Genomic DNA, 15702 nt, shown 5'->3' with positions numbered 1-15702 from the left:
CCTTTTCTTCTTACTTATCTATTCGATAAAATAATTTTAAAATAAACAACTAAGTCAAATTTATTTTAAAAACCACTTGATCAACCACGGATAAAGACCTGTCACATACATCAGTAATCCTCCTTTTTTGTTCTCATCTTTTTATTCGTAAACTCGACTATAAAACTTCAAAATCTTATCTTTTTTCGAGAAATAAAAAAACAACATGACTTGCATGTTGCTTTATGTTAGATTTTATCTTTAATGGCTTTTAATACATCTGCCACACTTTGGAGGTGGTCGATTTCTTCATCACTGATTTCGATTCCGAATTCATCCTCAATGGTTAGTACGAATTCCATCAAATCTACCGAATCAGCATCTAAATCATCCTTCAAACTCAAGGCTTCTGTTACTACGAAGTCTTCCCCTTGACGTTCTTGGATAATGGTCACGACGCGGTCAAAAATTTCTTTATCTGTCATATATATTATTCTCCTGAAAATTCACGCGCAGTTTGAGCAACTACGTCTGTTTCTAGCATGGTACGAATCTGACGAATCGTACTGTATACAGCCTTGGCATCACTTGAGCCATGAGTCTTAACAACCGGCGCCTTAACACCAAACAAGACTGCACCTCCAACATCTGAATAGTTGAGTTGCTTTTTCAAACCTCTAAGACTATCCTTAAGAAGAAGAGCACCAAGTTTTGCTCGAAGTCCACCACCTGTAATAGCATTTTTAAGCAAGCCCATGATTCCCATGGCTGTTCCTTCGATGGATTTGAGCACAGCGTTTCCCGTGAAACCGTCTGCCACGACAACATCTGCAACACCCTCCATCAAATCACGCGCTTCCACATTACCAATAAAATTCAAACTCTCATCAGCTGCTAGCAAGTCATAAGTTTCCTTGCGGAGTGGATCCCCTTTACTACTCTCTGTCCCGTTATTAAGCAAACCAACTCGTGGTTTTGCAATTCCACGAACATTTTTGGCATAGAAAGAACCTAAGATGGCGTATTGATGTAAGTGATGGGCTGTGTTTTCTGCATTGGCACCGAGGTCCAGCATGTCAAAACCTTTCCCATCAACTGTTGGTAAGGTTGACATAAGCCCTGGACGATCGATATTTTTGATGCGACCAACGATGAAAAATCCTGCCGCTAACAAAGCACCTGTATTTCCTGCAGAGAGCACAGCATCAGCCTCACCGTCCTTGACAGCCTTAGCAGCCAATACCATACTGGCATTTTTCTTCTTACGGATGGCTTTTGTTGGTTCATCATCCGAATCAATTTTTTCATCTGTATGGATAATACTGACGCGTTCTGTAGCTGTTAGATATTGCTTGATTTTGCTTTCGTCTCCGTAAAGTTGAATCTCAATATCTGAAAAGTCAGCAAGGGCTTGATTGACACCCTCAACAATGGCTTGAGGTGCGTAATCGCCACCCATTGCATCTACTGCGATTTTTTTCATTTGTCTTCCTCTTTTAGTAATTGTCCCCAATCGGCTAGGGAATCAATAAATTTCTTTGATTTTAAGTGAATTCCGACGTATTCTTCATAAATTTGATCCATGAACTGACGCAATTCTTGCTTGATTTCAGACTTAAGCGAAATAGTCTCTAAAGTCTCAAAGTTAATGGCTTGAAATTGATTGAGCAGATAGGGAATGTTTGGATTCAGATGACAACGTTTCTCGTCCTCATGGTAATGATCAGGACATAAGCAAGCACCATATTTGAAAGAAAAATCAAAGGCCTGACCCACCCGATGGCAAAAAACACACTCATTAAAGTTCAGACTAATCCCAAAACGGGTCAAGATCTGAATTTCAAAAATATTGGTCAAGACCTGATAATCCAGCCCCTCTTCCATCAACTCTAAAGTCTTTTGTAAAAAAGCAAACAAGGGAGCATCTTGGTGATTGTCCTGCAAACTAGCATCTGCCAGAGCTGCCACATAGGTCGCATAGGCCATGACAAAGAGATCACTATTGATTTTTGGAAAGGTCATCACCTCATGGTAGTCTTCAATATAACTAAGCCCATCATCATTGATTCGCAAAAGAAAACGAGCCAGCACCAAAGGTTGAATAACTGGAGCCAGTTTGGACTGACCGGCATGTTTGACAAAAAACATGCGCTTACCGACCTGCTCTGTAAAAATCTTGACTAGCTTGTCATCCTCACGAAAATTACGATTGTAGAGCACCAACCCCTGACTCGTAATAGACTGAATCATGCTTCTCTCATGTACTCCTCAAGACGTTTCATAGCCTCTCTGATGGTTTCCATACTAGCCGCATAAGACAAGCGCACATAACCTTCTCCATATTGACCAAAAGCTGCACCAGGGATAAAGGCAACAACCTTCTTCTGAGCAAAATCCTTCAGAAAAGCAAAGGAATCTTGATTGTAGCCTGTTGGAATCTTAGCAAAGATATAAAAAGCACCATCTGGTTTGATAATCTCAAAACCAAGGTCCGTCATCTTCTCGATAATGTAGTCCCGACGTTGGATATACTCCTTCTTCATCGGTTCTGCATCATCCTTACCAGCTGTCAAGGCTTCTACTGCAGCATGTTGAGCCATAGTATTTGCAGCAGTTACCAAATACTGGTGACTCTTGATGAGTTGGGCTGTGAAGTTTGCTGGTGCGAAGATAAAGCCTAAACGCCAACCTGTCATAGCATGTGATTTGGATAGACCGTTAATGATAATGGCCTGATCTCTCAGCATTGTTCCCAAAGAGACATGATTTTCCCCTGTGTAGGTCAATTCTGAGTAAACCTCATCACAGACAACGAAAATCTCATACTTTCGTAAAACATCTGCTAAAGCTTCTAATTGTTCACGACTATAAGTAATTCCTGTAGGGTTAGCTGGATAGTTGAGAATGACTGCCTTGAGCTTATCTCCCTGCTCCAAAATTGCCTTCTCCAGCATTTCAGGGGTCAAGACAAAACCATTTTCAGTCGTGTCAATCTCAACAATCTCTGCGCCAACTAGATTGACAATAGGCTCGTAACCTGGATAGGCAGGAGCTGGCAAGAGAACCTTGTCTCCTTCCTCCAAAATAGCTGTCAAAGTAGCAGATAGGGCTTCTGTCGCACCGATTGTGACCAAGATTTCATTTTCAGGATTATAGTCTAGCTGGTATTTTTCTCTTACAAAATCACTAGCTGCCTGGCGTAAGGTCATCAAACCACTCATCCCTGTATAGTAGGATTGATTTTGGTCAATGGCGCGCTTAGCTGCCTCCTTGACATGGTCTGGAGTTGTAAAGTCAGGCTCTCCCAATGTCAGACGTAGAACCCCAGGAATCTCAGAAATAGCCTGGTCAAACTGACGAATCAAGGAAACTTGAATCTTATCTAATTGTTTATTAAAGCGCTTGGTTAAGTCCATAGATACCCTCCTTGCTTAAAGAACATATGTCTATTATACTACAAAAGCTCTCTGACCGCAAAATCACACTAGCATAAGCAACTGATGTATGTTCATTTAAATTCATTACAACACTACGTTTTTAGAATACTCAATGAAAATCTCATGAGACTAGGAATCGAGGTGAAAGCATAACTAAAGTTAGGTCAGCCGAAGATGACAACGTATTAGGAGATTTTCGACGAGTATTGAGGAGTTGCATAAGGAAATAAATCGGATAGGAGTCAATATAAATCAGGTCACAAAAAAAGTAAACGAAGATAATCAGGCTAACCTAAATGAATTTAGTCAGATTCTTGAATTGCAGAAACATTTGAAAGATACAGTCAGACAATTTATTCAAAAACAAGAAAATCAAACACAGGTACAGGACAGATGGTTGTAATAAGAATTATTGTTGATATTCTCTCTTATCTATCCTAAACTTATAACTAAGGATAAGATGATGTCGAGTGACTAGTAACAGTTTGCTCAAATGTTGCTGATGATTCAGGTTCAGGTTCGGCACTACCTTCAGCTTTAGGTTGTAAAGAACCCGCTCCACCACTGGTCCTATTCGTTTCACTCTTGGAGTATATTCAAGAGTTTTTTTTCTTGCAAAAAAAGTTCAAAAAATATATACTGGATATACACGATATAGAACGGAGATATACCATGACTAGATCACTTGTTAAGCAATATAATTTTAAAATCAATGAGTTAGCAATGGAACAAGCTAGAGCCATTATCAAGGAAAAAGGAATGACCATGACGGATGCTATCACTCTTTTTATAGAGCAGATTGTCCTCGAACAGGACTTGCCAATCAAGACTGCAGAAGATTTACACCGTGAACAGTTGATTGAGGAATTACAAGCTCAATCCGAACGAGCCTTAAGAGAATATGAAGCAGGAAAAGGGACTTCCCTAGACAGTATGAGGGCACGCTATGGCTTATAAAGTTATTATTTCTGATGAAGTGAGCCAAGCTATTGACAGTATTCATGATTACATCACTACTGTTCTTTTATCATCTCAGTCTGCTAAAAATACTGTGGGTAAAATTTTAGATGGCTTAAAAAGTTTAGAAGTCTTTCCTGAGGCTGGTTTTGACGCCGATGAAAAAATTGGTATAAAGATTAATAGTAAGTACCCTACACGAGGAAAAATTATCGGTCAGTATGTCTTACTCTACTTCATCGACCAAAAACAAAACACTGTTTTTTTATCTCACCTATTCCACATAAAAAGCGACTATGTCACTTTGCTACAAAATGGTAATAAAAGAAGCTCAACTGATTGAGACATCTTTCTTTATTTTATAAGCTCCGAAACCTTAATTTTTGGTACCGTCTTGGTTTAACAGTACGCTGTATATATAATATTTTACAGCTACTTTTTCTTTAGAAACGTTGATTTAATAAGGATTTAAATATTACAGAGTACACCTTTGTAAAATACGGTTTTGCTAATCTTCGTTACAACTATTCTAGCACCATTATTGATTACTAGATCGGTAACGTCATTTCTGAGTGGGTAGTCAGAAAGTGGCTAGACAAGCGCGACAAAAAAATATAACCTGAGTTTAGTTTTAATATGACTAGACAAACAGAAATACCAGAGGTGGAGCTCTGGTATTTCTGTTTTTGCCAAGACTTCGTTACTGTCCTTGTACAGCTATTATCACATAAATTTGAGAAACTTGTCAAATAATTATTAAACTTTACTTTTCTTCGAGATAAGACTATAATAAGAAGTACTTATTTTAGGAGGTTTTTATGTCATTTCTATCAAAAAATTGGGCTGGACTTTTGGTCTGTCTTATCATATCTATCATTTCTTGGATTTTAGGAGGCTTCTTGCCTGTTGTCGGGGCACCTGTCTTTGCCATCTTTATTGGCATGATTCTCTACCCCTTTCTCACTCCCTATAAACAACTGGATGCTGGTTTGACTTATAGCTCCAAAAAATTGCTTCAGTATGCTGTTATCTTGCTTGGGTTTGGACTCAATATCTCACAAGTTTTCGCAGTTGGAAAATCTTCCCTTCCTGTCATTCTATCCACCATTTCTATAGCCTTGATTGTTGCCTATCTCTTCCAGCGCTTTTTTGACCTAGATACAAAGCTAGCTACCTTGATCGGTGTTGGTTCCTCTATCTGTGGCGGTTCTGCCATTGCAGCGACTGCTCCTGTCATCCATGCCAAGGAAAAAGAAGTCGCACAAGCCATTTCTGTTATCTTTTTCTTCAATGTCTTGGCAGCTCTTATCTTCCCAACTCTAGGAACCTGGCTCCATCTTTCCAACGAAGGCTTTGCTCTCTTTGCAGGAACTGCGGTCAATGATACTTCCTCTGTAACAGCTACAGCTAGTGCCTGGGATAGTCTTTACCAGTCCAATACTCTCGAAGCTGCCACCATTGTCAAATTGACCCGTACCCTAGCTATTATCCCTATCACTCTCTTCCTCTCTTACTGGCAAAGTCGTCAACAAGGCAACAACCAAGGAGTAAAACTTAAAAAAATCTTCCCTGTTTTCATTCTCTACTTTATCCTAGCTTCCCTGCTAACCACCGTCCTTACTTCCTTCGGTGTCAGCAGCAGCTTCTTTGCACCTCTCAAACAACTGTCTAAATTCCTCATCATCATGGCCATGAGCGCTATCGGCCTCAAAACCAATCTCATTGCCATGATCAAATCCAGTGGTAAAGCTATTCTTCTTGGCGCCCTCTGCTGGATTGCCATCATCCTGACTAGTCTGGGTATGCAAACGCTCATCGGTATTTTCTAATACTCTTCGAAAATCAAATTCAAACCACGTCAACGTCGCCTTGCCGTAGGTATGGTTACTGACTTCGTCAGTTCTATCTGCAACCTCAAAACAGTGTTTTGAGCAGCCTGCGGCTAGTTTCCTAGTTTGCTCTTTGATTTTCATTGAGTATAACACAAAAGGTAGCCCGCAAGCTACCTTTTTATTGTTCAAGAATTAAGCGTGTATGTTCTCTCTTGATGCAACGATTCATCACGATATCATCGCAACCTCCAGAACGCAAGATTTCTTCCGCTTCTAGACTTTCAAGTCCTAGTTGCGCCCAGAAAATCTTTGCATCTGCCTTGAGAAAATCACGTGCTACATCAGGCAGAAATTCACTACGACGATAGACATTGACGATATCTACAGGGAAAGGAATCTCAGCTAGACTGGCATAAGCCTTTTCTCCCAAGATTTCCCCACCTGCAGCCTTAGGGTTTACTGGAATGATTTTATAGCCACGAGCCTGCATTTCCTTTGTCACTCGATTGCTCGTTGTTTCCTCACGGTCAGACAAGCCTACTACTGCTAGAGTCTTACTATTTGCTAGATACTGACGGATCACGCCATCACTTGGATTGATAAATTCTTGAGTCATAAAAATCCTCCTTTTTCATCAGTATAGCATATTTTGAAAGGGTTTGCAGAAATTTACTATAAAAACAAAAATCAAAAAATCCTCCCAAAATTAAACTATTTCATTTAATTTGAGGAGGATTCATAAATTTTTTATTTATAGATTATTCTCTTGTTGGTTTATACTGAAGGCTTTCTCCATGTTGTTTGACAAAGTCACTCATCTCTGAGTCAGGAATTTGTCGAAGGTAGAGATTGGCACGAATCGTATCATCCTCTTCACGACAAGTAGAAAGAACAAGATATTTATCCTTAGCTGATACCTTAACATTTGGTTTCTTAACCTCTGCAGTATCATAAATAATATTTAGCTGTTTCTCAAAATCCGCATCATCATCAAAAGAAGTACGGTAAAAAGCTGTTTCTTCTGGGACAATAATCATAGCAACAGCTTCATAATAATACTTTCTCTCTGGAGTTTCAATGACAACATAAGGGTGTTCATCAAAATATTCTTGGCGACTGAAGTAATTCACATCTTTAAACATACGATGGTCAGGCACTTTACTACCACGAGCGTGACCAAATAACCAAGTCAATCGATCACTAAAGTCCTTCTTGTTATCAGCATCCATAAAGACTGCACCCATTAAAGGTTCGTTAACGCCATCAAAGCGCTTATCTAAATAAGTCGCATTATCCGTTGTTTGAACGACTGGTTCATCTAACTGGGTACCAGGAATATATACATAACCAACCGTTTCGGAGTTTGTTGCAAGCAAGCCTTTAAATTTATTAGCGAGATATTCTTTTTCTTCTTTACTAGCAGTATAGGTTTGCTTTGGAGCCTCCTGAGTAACCTTTGCATCATTTAGCTTATCTCCACTTGGAGCTAGGAAGCTTTTATAGATAAAGAAGCCTCCCAAAGCAACGATAGCTACTGCAACGATTGAAGCAATTATTTTAGTAATTGGTGATTTTTTTGTCGTAGAACGTCTACTCATCTTTTCCTCCCTCATTTTTTACCAAAAAAATCACTGAAACCAAGTTTCAGTGATTGGCTACTTTTTAAATAAAATTATTTAGCAGCGTGTGTTTTTGGAAGAGCTTTTTGACCTGCTTTAGCGTCTACACCAGCTTTTTTAGCTGCAGCGTCTGCTTTTTTAGCTTGGTCTGTAACACCTGGTTTACCAGGTTCTGGTTGAGCTGCTTGGTCAGCTGGTTGAGCTGCTTGGTCAGCTGGTTGAGCTGCTTGGTCAGCTGGTTTCACATCTTTAGAGTTTGAGTTGATTGATGCAGCACGGTCATCCAATTTGTATGGAAGTGTTACTGAACCGTTAGTGTACATATCATCAGAAACTGTTACTGAACCAGTAGCTGTTACCAATTCTTTAAAGTCATTTGCAGTAGTACCTACGCGGAATTCAACAACTTCACCTTTGTTGAACAAACGTGGAGCTTCAGCATCACCACTTTGGTCAGTCACAGCTGAACCGATTGAGATACCGTTCAATTTGAAGTCGATAGTTGCACCTGGAACTGGGCGTCCACCACCATCAAGAACAGTTACACGAACGTGTTTGTTTGTGTCAGCTGTTTTAACAGTGATTGGCTCCTTAGTTTTACCAGCAACAACGTCATCAGAAATAGCACCAAAACGGTTGTCATCTTTTTCTGGAGTAGTTGTTTTAGCAGGTTTTTTGTCGTCCCATCCTGTCCAGTTTCCGTATGCATAAACTGGAGCTGTTGCTGAGAATACTGCAAGAGCTGCTACTGATGATAATAAAACTTTCTTCATTGTTTTATCTCCTCTTTAAGTTTAATTTTATTTATAAGGATAACCCTTATTAATTCAAATTATATCACATATATTAGAGTTGTCAAGATATTTCTTAAATTTTTTTAAAATTTCTGGTAAAAAACGAGTAAAATTTATTATATTCTTAAAAAATAAGCAATATTCTCGAAAGATTAAGGAAAAAAATGGACTAAAAAACGAACAATTAGTGAAATTTTCACATTTTTCTGATCTAATTAAGAAAACTCCCAACAAGGTCTATCACTTTGTTAGGAGTTTTGTCTTATCCAACGAATTCGTTAGATTTTTTTCTCAATACTAAATAATGGAGATAGAGGACGTTTTTCATGGATACGAATGATAGCATCCGCCAAGAGATGTGCAATAGAGATTTGCTCGATCTTATCAATCAAACGCTCTTCTGGTAGGTAGATAGTATCCAAAACAACCAATTTTTTAATAGCTGATTTTTGGATATTATCCATAGCAGGCCCTGAAAGAACTGGGTGCGTACAGCTTGCGTAAACTTCGACAGCACCAGCTTCAGCAAGAGCATCCGCCGCATGGCAAATAGTTCCAGCTGTATCGATCATATCGTCAATCAAGATACAAGTCTTGCCTTCTACCTTACCAATGATATTCATCACTTCACTGGTATTCATCTTGTCTACGCTACGACGTTTGTCAATAATGGCAATCGGAGTTTTCAAAAACTCTGCCAATTTACGAGCACGAGTCACCCCACCATGGTCCGGACTGACAACCACATAGTCAGAACCAACCATGCCACGACGCTCAAAGTAGTCTGCAATTAAAGGAGCACCCATCAAGTGATCGACAGGAATATCAAAGAATCCCTGAATCTGTGCAGCATGCAAGTCAATCGTCAACAAACGATCCACTCCAGCCACTTCTAGCATATTTGCCACAAGTTTTGAAGTGATTGGCTCACGCGCTCTCGCTTTTCTATCCTGACGTGCATAGCCATAGTAAGGCATAACAACGTTGACAGATTCTGCACTGGCGCGTTTCAAAGCATCTACCATAATCAAAATTTCTAGCAGATTGTCATTTACAGGTGAGCTAGTTGATTGTAGGATAAAGACGTGTTTCCCACGGATCGATTCTTCGATATTAACTTGAATTTCTCCATCTGAAAATTGACGTACGGTCGATTTCCCTAACTCTATCCCAATCTCTTGCGCCACACGCTCTGCCAATTCTCTATTTGAAGAAAGGGCAAACAGCTTTAAATCAGAAAAAGACATGATTTCCTCCAGTATTTATGTATCGCTTGTGTTTTTTCACAATATTTTCCAACTACCATTGTAGCGCTTTTTTCTTGATTTTTCAATAAAAAATAAGACAAGAGTAGACATTTATACCCTTGCCTTGTGCTCATTTATATTCCCTATATTCAAGCAAAAATGTGACAACTTAGACATTCTATCTCATGGGAAGATAGGAACTCACAAAGGAAAAGTTAGTATACCTCTCTCATACTGCCTGTATCCACGTCATAAACAGCCCCTGAAATAACGACATCATCTGGAATCAATGGGCATTCTCGAAGTAACTGCATATCCTCACGAACACTCTCCTCAACATCTTGAAAAGGGAGAAAATCTTGACCCGAGACATCAACCCCTAATTCAGTTTTTAAATGTTCTTGAAACTCTTCGTTTTGAAATGTCTGAGCACCACAGTCTGTATGATGAAGAACCACAATCTCTCTTGTTCCCATTTGTTGCTGGGAAATCACGAGTGAGCGAATCATATCGTCTGTCACTCGACCGCCCGCATTCCGTAAAATGTGAGCATCTCCAAGTGCTAATCCCAAAGCTTGTGCAACGTGCAGACGTGAGTCCATACAAGTCACAATGGCTACTCTTGTTTTCGGCTTGATTGGTAGATTTAACTGCCCATGCAGGGCAACATAAGCCTGGTTGGCTTGCATAAACTGTTCAAAATATGACATGACAACACACTTTCTTATTTTTAAGATAATTTGAAAACCAAATTATTTATCTTCTATCTTACCATCTTTTCTTTGTCTTGTCAGCTGTCAACCTCCTTATTAAAAAACCAGGACAGAGACATCCAGCTTCTAGCTTGGGTTTCTGCCCTAGTTTTTTTATTATTATGATTCTTTTTGGATATACTTGTTGAGAGAGCCTGCAAAGCTTTGAAGATTAAGACTTTGTACATAAACCTCACCAGTACCTCGGAAGGTATTCACCACTCCTTCACCTGTACCGATAGACTGCCAGAAACCATTTTCTAAGTGGATATGATAGTCCAAAGATTGACTCCAAGCCACCACATGGGCATTGTCAATAGTTATTTCTTGGTTTTGAAGCTCAATTTTCTTAATCGAACCAAATGCATTTGCCAAAAGCGTTCCCTGACCTTGAGTAGTCATCACGAAAAGACCACCTTGACCCCCGAAAAGAGCCTTCCCAATAGACTGACGCTCCATTGTATAGAAAGCTGTACCATCAAGAGCTAGAAAGGCTCCATCATTCAATCGATATTGCTTTTCTCCTAGCTCGAGAGCAATCACTTGACCAGGAGTATCTGGTGCTAAAGCAAGGTTGCCGTTGTCAGACTCAGCAACAGCTTGAGTAATGAAGGTACTTTCGCCAGAAACCATAGAGCGTCCCACAGCTTTGACAAAACGTCCCAAACCAGAACCGCTGGCATTGAACTGGGTGTTTAGACTTACATTGGGTGTATGGTAGACCATGCTACCGCGCTGGATAAAGACCGTTTCTCCCTGATTGAGTGACAACTCTACCAAAGGAAATTGCATATGACTGTCCATAGAAAATTTCATCAGAAATTCCTCCTTGTTTTAATAAATATTGGCTATAAAGTGTTTTGCAATATAAACCTGAGTACAACTATTAGGAGAATACTTTTTTCAAGACTTCTCCGATAGTGGTCACTCCGATCACCTGAATTTCCTTAGGGGGCTTGATACCAGTCAAGGAATTTTTCGGTACATAGATTTTTGTAAATCCAAGTTTCGCTGCTTCATTGATCCGTTGCTCGATACGATTTACGCGCCGAATCTCTCCAGTCAAACCTAATTCTCCTACAAAACATTCCTGAGGATTTGTTGGCTTGTCCTTATAACTTGATGCAATAGCAACCGCAACTGCCAAGTCAATAGCAGGCTCATCTAATTTGACACCACCAGCAGATTTGAGATAAGCATCCTGATTTTGGAGGAGCAAACCTGCCCGTTTCTCTAAAACAGCCATAATCAGACTAGCACGATTGAAATCAAGGCCTGTTGTAGTCCGCTTGGCATTCCCAAACATAGTCGGTGTTACCAAGGCTTGAACTTCCGCAAGAATAGGACGGGTCCCTTCCATGGTCACCACGATGGACGAACCAGTTGCTCCATCTAAACGTTCTTCTAGGAAAACTTGACTCGGATTGAGAACCTCAACCAAGCCACCTGATTGCATCTCAAAAATCCCAATTTCATTTGTCGAACCAAAACGATTTTTGACCGCTCTTAAAATTCGGAAGGTATGATGGCGCTCCCCTTCAAAGTAAAGAACCGTATCCACCATATGCTCCAACATACGAGGACCCGCCAAGGTTCCTTCCTTGGTCACATGACCGACGATAAAGATAGCGATGTTATTGGTCTTGGCCAGCTGCATGAGTTCTGCAGTCACCTCACGCACCTGAGAAACAGATCCTTGAACTCCAGAAATCTCAGGAGACATGATGGTCTGGATAGAGTCGATGATGAGAAAATCTGGCTGAATTCTCTCTACCTCTGCCCGCACGCTCTGCATATTGGTCTCTGCATAGAGATAAAACTCGCTATCAATATCACCTAAACGCTCTGCACGGAGTTTGATTTGCTGAGCAGACTCCTCCCCACTGACATAGAGAACTGTCCCCACTTGAGACAGCTGGGTTGAGACTTGTAAGAGCAGGGTTGATTTCCCAATCCCTGGATCCCCACCGATAAGGACAAGACTTCCTGGTACCACACCCCCACCGAGTACACGGTTGAACTCCTCCATTTCAGTCTTTGTTCGATTGACATTGATGGAGGTCACTTCAGCCAGTTTCATGGGCTTGGTTTTCTCACCTGTCAAGGACACACGCGCATTCTTGACTTCTGCAACCTCGACTTCCTCAACAAAAGAAGACCAAGACCCACAGTTTGGACAACGTCCTAGATATTTAGGGGAATTATACCCACAATTTTGACATATAAATGTCGCTTTTTTCTTTGCGATGATTCTAATCCTTTCATTTTTAAAATCTCTTATTAATTTCCCAAATCAGTAACTATTTTTTTTCAGAACAATCAGTCCACCATCATCCGCATGGACATAATACTCCCCATCAGGACTAAATCCAAAAATATAGGGTAAATAACCTTTATAAATTTGAGTCCTAGTTTCTTTATTCTCTGCCCAATAAATGGTTAAAATCGGATATTCTTCAGATTGGTCTTTAGCCATTGTCACTCGGATGTCTTTACCATTATACAAAGGAAGGCTTCCACCATATTGTCCAGCAATAGGAATAGGTGAATCATAACCATCACACATAGCTACTAACTCTATCTCATCGTAATCCCCATCTATTGGAGTGACTTGACTTTTTTCACTATCGATGATGGACATATATTCTGAAGAAATGCAAAGGATTTTTTGATAGTCTACTGGAAGAAAAGCCAAGTAAAGAAAACCTCCAATACTAATCTTATACACCTTCTTATACCCTTGACAATTTTCTGCGGTAAAAGCTTGAAAATCCTTATAGCTCATTTAATTGTGCTTCTTTCTATATCTCTATCTCACACTCAATCACTTGGCAAAAATCAATCTTCTCGTCTGGTACAAATTGGCGCATGAGCATTCGATGAGCAACAACTACCACAGTCTGGTAGTCTCGATACTTAGCCATGCATTCTTGAAAACGAGACTTCATCTCCGCAGCTGTCTCATATTGAACAGGAGAATTTGGGAGCAACTCCCCCTTGTTTTCTAAAAACAGACATCTAGCTGTTTCAAAGTTCTCTATACCTGTTTCATAAACCTGCCATTCATGCAATAATGGCTCTACCCTCAAAGGAAGGCCAGTAGCACAGGATACATAAAAAGCCGTTTCTAAAGCTCGCGTCACTGCAGAAGACACCAGGATATCAGCTGAGCCAAACAAAGGATTTTTGCAAAGTTCCTGAGCTTGTTGTCTTCCTTTCTCAGATAAGGGTGCCAAATCTATCCCGAATCCAGTATAGGAACGCTCCTCTAACTCACGGTAATTTGGCTCCCCGTGACGGATAAAAATAATTTTCATATTAAGATCCCCATAAAACTATCCAATCTTGATTCCGCAATCTTGCCACTGCTTCAGTGTTTTAGAGAATTTCTTCTGGTTGGCAACTCCGACAGCAGACAAATCGACAGAAACCTAATAATTCTCCTTGGTAGCTGCCAAAACGGAAGCCTTAACACAGCCATTGCCATCTACCCCTATAAACTCTATGCTTTTAGCACCGTTTTCCTCTAAAAAATCTTTTAAATCTAGATTAGTAAAGCAAGAAGCCCGACGCTTCTCAAAGATACGAGAAGATACAAGCAGCAAGCCGGTCGCAAATTTCTTCTTTCTGTCTTTTCTCCCCCGTCAAGGACACACGCGCATTCTTGACCTCTGCAACCTCAACCTCCTCAACAAAAGAAGACCAAGACCCACAGTTTGGACAGTGCCCTAAATACTTAGGGGAATTATACTCACAATTTTGACACACAAATGTCGCCTTTTTCTTTGCGATAATAAACCTCTTTCTATATCTCTATCTCACATTCAATCACTTGGCAAAAATCAATCTTATCATTTGGCACAAACTGGCGCATGAGCATTCCGTGAGTTACAATGATAATAGTTTTATAATTTTTATACTTTTCCAAAGCTCTTAAAAAACGATGACGCATCTCTAGATCAGTTTCATAGCGATAGGGAGAATCTTCAGATAAACCTCCTTGATGTTTTAGATAATATTCATGAGCTACCAATACACTAGTTAAATCAGAGTTAGTGCCATCTAAGTCTGGACGCCACTCATGAAAACGGCTCCACAAATAAGTCCAATCCTGTTTCAACTGCTATATAATGTGCTGTTTCTAAAGCCCTCGTCACAGACGATGAAATAATAATCTCTGCCTTTCCAAAACATGCAGTTTTAGCAGCTTCTTTTGCCAGACTGCAACCTTTTCCTGTCAATGGTGCTAAATCACGACCAAAACCACTATAGAGTTGCGGATTTTCAAGTTTATCAAGCATACTATAATCTGGCTCCCCATGACGTACAAAGATAATCTTCATCTTAGTGCCCAGTTGATCCAAATCCACCAGTCCGCACGCCATCTGCCGCATCGCCATCCGCAATCAAAAATGGAGCAAAGACAGCCTGAACCACACGTTCCCCAACTTCAAGAACAACTTCCTGATCGGTAATGTTTTTCATCTGTGCAAAGATATGTCCTTCATTTCCTGGGTTACCATAATAATCTCCATCAATGACACCCACAGAGTTAATCAAAACCAAGCCCTTCTTACGAGGGTTTGAAGAACGATCATAGAGATAAAGCACTTCTGTCGGTTGCATATAGGCCTTAACCCCTGTTGGAACAAGGACAATCTCTCCTGGAGCAATAACTGTGCGCACAGCAACCTTTAAGTCGTAACCAGCTGCATGTGCTGTCTCACGCTTGGGTAGCAAACTCTCATCTGTAAAACTAGAAACTAATTCAAAACCACGAATTTTCATATTTCCCTCTTTTTAATCTTTTATTCTAGGCTATTTTATCTTATTTATTCGAAAAAAGCACGAAAAATCTTCTATATAAAATAAAGAAAAGTGTCCTATCAAAAAGCAAACAATAAAATCATACAAAAAAATTTAAAGATATTTCAAATGTCCCTTATTTTCCCTTTTATTATAGTTACTTAGTTTATAAAATACATGTTATAATAAAGCTATGGCATATAGTACAGATTTTAAACAACGAGCATTAAATTACATCAAAGAGGGACACAGCCATGTCGAGGCATCCAAAGTTTTTGA

The 15702-nt window shown here is 39.9% G+C and carries 18 protein-coding genes and 3 pseudogenes; 4 read left to right on the top strand and 17 right to left on the bottom strand.

Features of this window, described 5'->3' with window-relative positions; all coding sequences use genetic code 11:
• Nucleotides 1–227: 227 nt before the first annotated feature.
• Genes PCY17_RS09615 through PCY17_RS09600 form a run of 4 tightly spaced genes read right to left on the bottom strand, consistent with a single transcriptional unit; the run spans nucleotide 228 to nucleotide 3395 of the window.
• Nucleotides 228–464 (bottom strand): acyl carrier protein, encoded by a 237-nt coding sequence (locus PCY17_RS09615; RefSeq protein ID WP_000130002.1) that lies wholly within the window; start codon nucleotides 462–464, stop codon nucleotides 228–230.
• 5 nt (nucleotides 465–469) lie between these two features.
• Nucleotides 470–1462 carry a phosphate acyltransferase PlsX gene (plsX, locus tag PCY17_RS09610; RefSeq protein WP_061863747.1) on the bottom strand — a complete coding sequence of 331 codons (993 nt, stop codon included), beginning with the start codon at nucleotides 1460–1462 and terminating at the stop codon, nucleotides 470–472.
• Nucleotides 1459–2229, bottom strand: a complete 771-nt coding sequence (recO, locus tag PCY17_RS09605; protein WP_075226983.1) for a DNA repair protein RecO — start codon at nucleotides 2227–2229, stop codon at nucleotides 1459–1461. The genes plsX and recO overlap by 4 nt, the downstream gene beginning before the upstream one ends.
• The gene (locus PCY17_RS09600; protein WP_301393545.1) at nucleotides 2226–3395 is read right to left on the bottom strand and encodes a pyridoxal phosphate-dependent aminotransferase; all 1170 of its coding nucleotides are present in this window, start codon (nucleotides 3393–3395) and stop codon (nucleotides 2226–2228) included. The genes recO and PCY17_RS09600 overlap by 4 nt, the downstream gene beginning before the upstream one ends.
• Nucleotides 3396–4088: 693 nt before the next feature.
• On the opposite strand from PCY17_RS09600, the gene PCY17_RS09595 reads away from it, so the two are divergent.
• The 3 genes from PCY17_RS09595 to PCY17_RS09585 all read left to right on the top strand — a co-directional run bounded on the left by PCY17_RS09595 (nucleotide 4089) and on the right by PCY17_RS09585 (nucleotide 6202).
• Nucleotides 4089–4373, top strand: a complete 285-nt coding sequence (locus PCY17_RS09595; RefSeq protein WP_049504562.1) for a type II toxin-antitoxin system RelB/DinJ family antitoxin — start codon at nucleotides 4089–4091, stop codon at nucleotides 4371–4373.
• Nucleotides 4363–4716 carry a type II toxin-antitoxin system RelE/ParE family toxin gene (locus PCY17_RS09590; protein ID WP_049526778.1) on the top strand — a complete coding sequence of 118 codons (354 nt, stop codon included), beginning with the start codon at nucleotides 4363–4365 and terminating at the stop codon, nucleotides 4714–4716. The genes PCY17_RS09595 and PCY17_RS09590 overlap by 11 nt, the downstream gene beginning before the upstream one ends.
• A 475-nt stretch (nucleotides 4717–5191) precedes the next feature.
• The gene (locus PCY17_RS09585; RefSeq protein ID WP_301393538.1) at nucleotides 5192–6202 is read left to right on the top strand and encodes a YeiH family protein; all 1011 of its coding nucleotides are present in this window, start codon (nucleotides 5192–5194) and stop codon (nucleotides 6200–6202) included.
• A 181-nt stretch (nucleotides 6203–6383) separates the two neighbouring features.
• On the opposite strand, the gene PCY17_RS09580 is transcribed toward PCY17_RS09585, so the two are convergent.
• The 13 genes and pseudogenes from PCY17_RS09580 to PCY17_RS09520 all read right to left on the bottom strand — a co-directional run bounded on the left by PCY17_RS09580 (nucleotide 6384) and on the right by PCY17_RS09520 (nucleotide 15405).
• Nucleotides 6384–6821, bottom strand: coding sequence for a CoA-binding protein (locus tag PCY17_RS09580; protein WP_301393535.1), 438 nt, complete (start codon nucleotides 6819–6821; stop codon nucleotides 6384–6386).
• Nucleotides 6822–6963: 142 nt separating this feature from the next.
• Nucleotides 6964–7803, bottom strand: coding sequence for a class B sortase, LPKTxAVK-specific (gene srtB / locus PCY17_RS09575; protein ID WP_301393533.1), 840 nt, complete (start codon nucleotides 7801–7803; stop codon nucleotides 6964–6966).
• A 74-nt stretch (nucleotides 7804–7877) separates the two neighbouring features.
• Nucleotides 7878–8597, bottom strand: coding sequence for an LPKTxAVK-anchored surface protein (locus tag PCY17_RS09570; protein ID WP_301393530.1), 720 nt, complete (start codon nucleotides 8595–8597; stop codon nucleotides 7878–7880).
• Nucleotides 8598–8896: 299 nt separating this feature from the next.
• Nucleotides 8897–9865: a ribose-phosphate diphosphokinase gene (locus PCY17_RS09565; protein WP_000010179.1), complete on the bottom strand. Its 969-nt coding sequence runs from the start codon at nucleotides 9863–9865 to the stop codon at nucleotides 8897–8899.
• 215 nt (nucleotides 9866–10080) lie between these two features.
• A complete protein-coding gene (locus PCY17_RS09560) occupies nucleotides 10081–10575 on the bottom strand; it encodes a carbonic anhydrase (protein ID WP_006147430.1) in 495 nt (164 codons plus the stop codon).
• 162 nt (nucleotides 10576–10737) lie between these two features.
• Nucleotides 10738–11433, bottom strand: a complete 696-nt coding sequence (locus tag PCY17_RS09555; protein WP_301393522.1) for a TIGR00266 family protein — start codon at nucleotides 11431–11433, stop codon at nucleotides 10738–10740.
• A 70-nt stretch (nucleotides 11434–11503) separates the two neighbouring features.
• The gene (gene radA / locus PCY17_RS09550) at nucleotides 11504–12898 is read right to left on the bottom strand and encodes a DNA repair protein RadA (protein WP_301393615.1); all 1395 of its coding nucleotides are present in this window, start codon (nucleotides 12896–12898) and stop codon (nucleotides 11504–11506) included.
• A gap of 12 nt (nucleotides 12899–12910) precedes the next feature.
• Nucleotides 12911–13402 (bottom strand): hypothetical protein, encoded by a 492-nt coding sequence (locus PCY17_RS09545; protein ID WP_075230758.1) that lies wholly within the window; start codon nucleotides 13400–13402, stop codon nucleotides 12911–12913.
• Between the two features lie 16 nt (nucleotides 13403–13418).
• Nucleotides 13419–13934: a histidine phosphatase family protein gene (locus PCY17_RS09540; protein WP_075230759.1), complete on the bottom strand. Its 516-nt coding sequence runs from the start codon at nucleotides 13932–13934 to the stop codon at nucleotides 13419–13421.
• 18 nt (nucleotides 13935–13952) lie between these two features.
• Nucleotides 13953–14255: pseudogene (locus PCY17_RS09535) on the bottom strand (isochorismatase family protein); the annotation flags it as partial.
• Nucleotides 14251–14412, bottom strand: a pseudogene (locus PCY17_RS09530) (DNA repair protein RadA); the annotation flags it as partial. The pseudogenes PCY17_RS09535 and PCY17_RS09530, both read right to left, overlap by 5 nt.
• A gap of 10 nt (nucleotides 14413–14422) precedes the next feature.
• Nucleotides 14423–14960: pseudogene (locus tag PCY17_RS09525) on the bottom strand (histidine phosphatase family protein).
• Between the two features lies 1 nt (nucleotide 14961).
• Nucleotides 14962–15405 carry a dUTP diphosphatase gene (locus PCY17_RS09520; RefSeq protein WP_075230760.1) on the bottom strand — a complete coding sequence of 148 codons (444 nt, stop codon included), beginning with the start codon at nucleotides 15403–15405 and terminating at the stop codon, nucleotides 14962–14964.
• Nucleotides 15406–15616: 211 nt separating this feature from the next.
• Here PCY17_RS09520 and PCY17_RS09515 point away from each other — a divergent pair.
• The coding region (locus PCY17_RS09515) for an IS630 transposase-related protein (RefSeq protein ID WP_301393612.1) at nucleotides 15617–15702 on the top strand (86 nt) is incomplete at its 3' end.

Source organism: Streptococcus sp. SO2, from assembly GCF_030440025.1.
Note: the sequence above shows the minus strand (reverse complement) of the source record. Positions and strands in the feature narration are given on the sequence as shown.

Coding starts and splice junctions, on each gene's coding strand:
- PCY17_RS09615 (WP_000130002.1), bottom strand. CDS start 464: ATGACAGATAAAGAAATTTTTGACCGCGTCGTGACCATTATCCAAGAA.
- plsX (WP_061863747.1), bottom strand. CDS start 1,462: ATGAAAAAAATCGCAGTAGATGCAATGGGTGGCGATTACGCACCTCAA.
- recO (WP_075226983.1), bottom strand. CDS start 2,229: ATGATTCAGTCTATTACGAGTCAGGGGTTGGTGCTCTACAATCGTAAT.
- PCY17_RS09600 (WP_301393545.1), bottom strand. CDS start 3,395: ATGGACTTAACCAAGCGCTTTAATAAACAATTAGATAAGATTCAAGTT.
- PCY17_RS09595 (WP_049504562.1), top strand. CDS start 4,089: ATGACTAGATCACTTGTTAAGCAATATAATTTTAAAATCAATGAGTTA.
- PCY17_RS09590 (WP_049526778.1), top strand. CDS start 4,363: ATGGCTTATAAAGTTATTATTTCTGATGAAGTGAGCCAAGCTATTGAC.
- PCY17_RS09585 (WP_301393538.1), top strand. CDS start 5,192: ATGTCATTTCTATCAAAAAATTGGGCTGGACTTTTGGTCTGTCTTATC.
- PCY17_RS09580 (WP_301393535.1), bottom strand. CDS start 6,821: ATGACTCAAGAATTTATCAATCCAAGTGATGGCGTGATCCGTCAGTAT.
- srtB (WP_301393533.1), bottom strand. CDS start 7,803: ATGAGTAGACGTTCTACGACAAAAAAATCACCAATTACTAAAATAATT.
- PCY17_RS09570 (WP_301393530.1), bottom strand. CDS start 8,597: ATGAAGAAAGTTTTATTATCATCAGTAGCAGCTCTTGCAGTATTCTCA.
- PCY17_RS09565 (WP_000010179.1), bottom strand. CDS start 9,865: ATGTCTTTTTCTGATTTAAAGCTGTTTGCCCTTTCTTCAAATAGAGAA.
- PCY17_RS09560 (WP_006147430.1), bottom strand. CDS start 10,575: ATGTCATATTTTGAACAGTTTATGCAAGCCAACCAGGCTTATGTTGCC.
- PCY17_RS09555 (WP_301393522.1), bottom strand. CDS start 11,433: ATGAAATTTTCTATGGACAGTCATATGCAATTTCCTTTGGTAGAGTTG.
- PCY17_RS09545 (WP_075230758.1), bottom strand. CDS start 13,402: ATGAGCTATAAGGATTTTCAAGCTTTTACCGCAGAAAATTGTCAAGGG.
- PCY17_RS09540 (WP_075230759.1), bottom strand. CDS start 13,934: ATGAAAATTATTTTTATCCGTCACGGGGAGCCAAATTACCGTGAGTTA.
- PCY17_RS09520 (WP_075230760.1), bottom strand. CDS start 15,405: ATGAAAATTCGTGGTTTTGAATTAGTTTCTAGTTTTACAGATGAGAGT.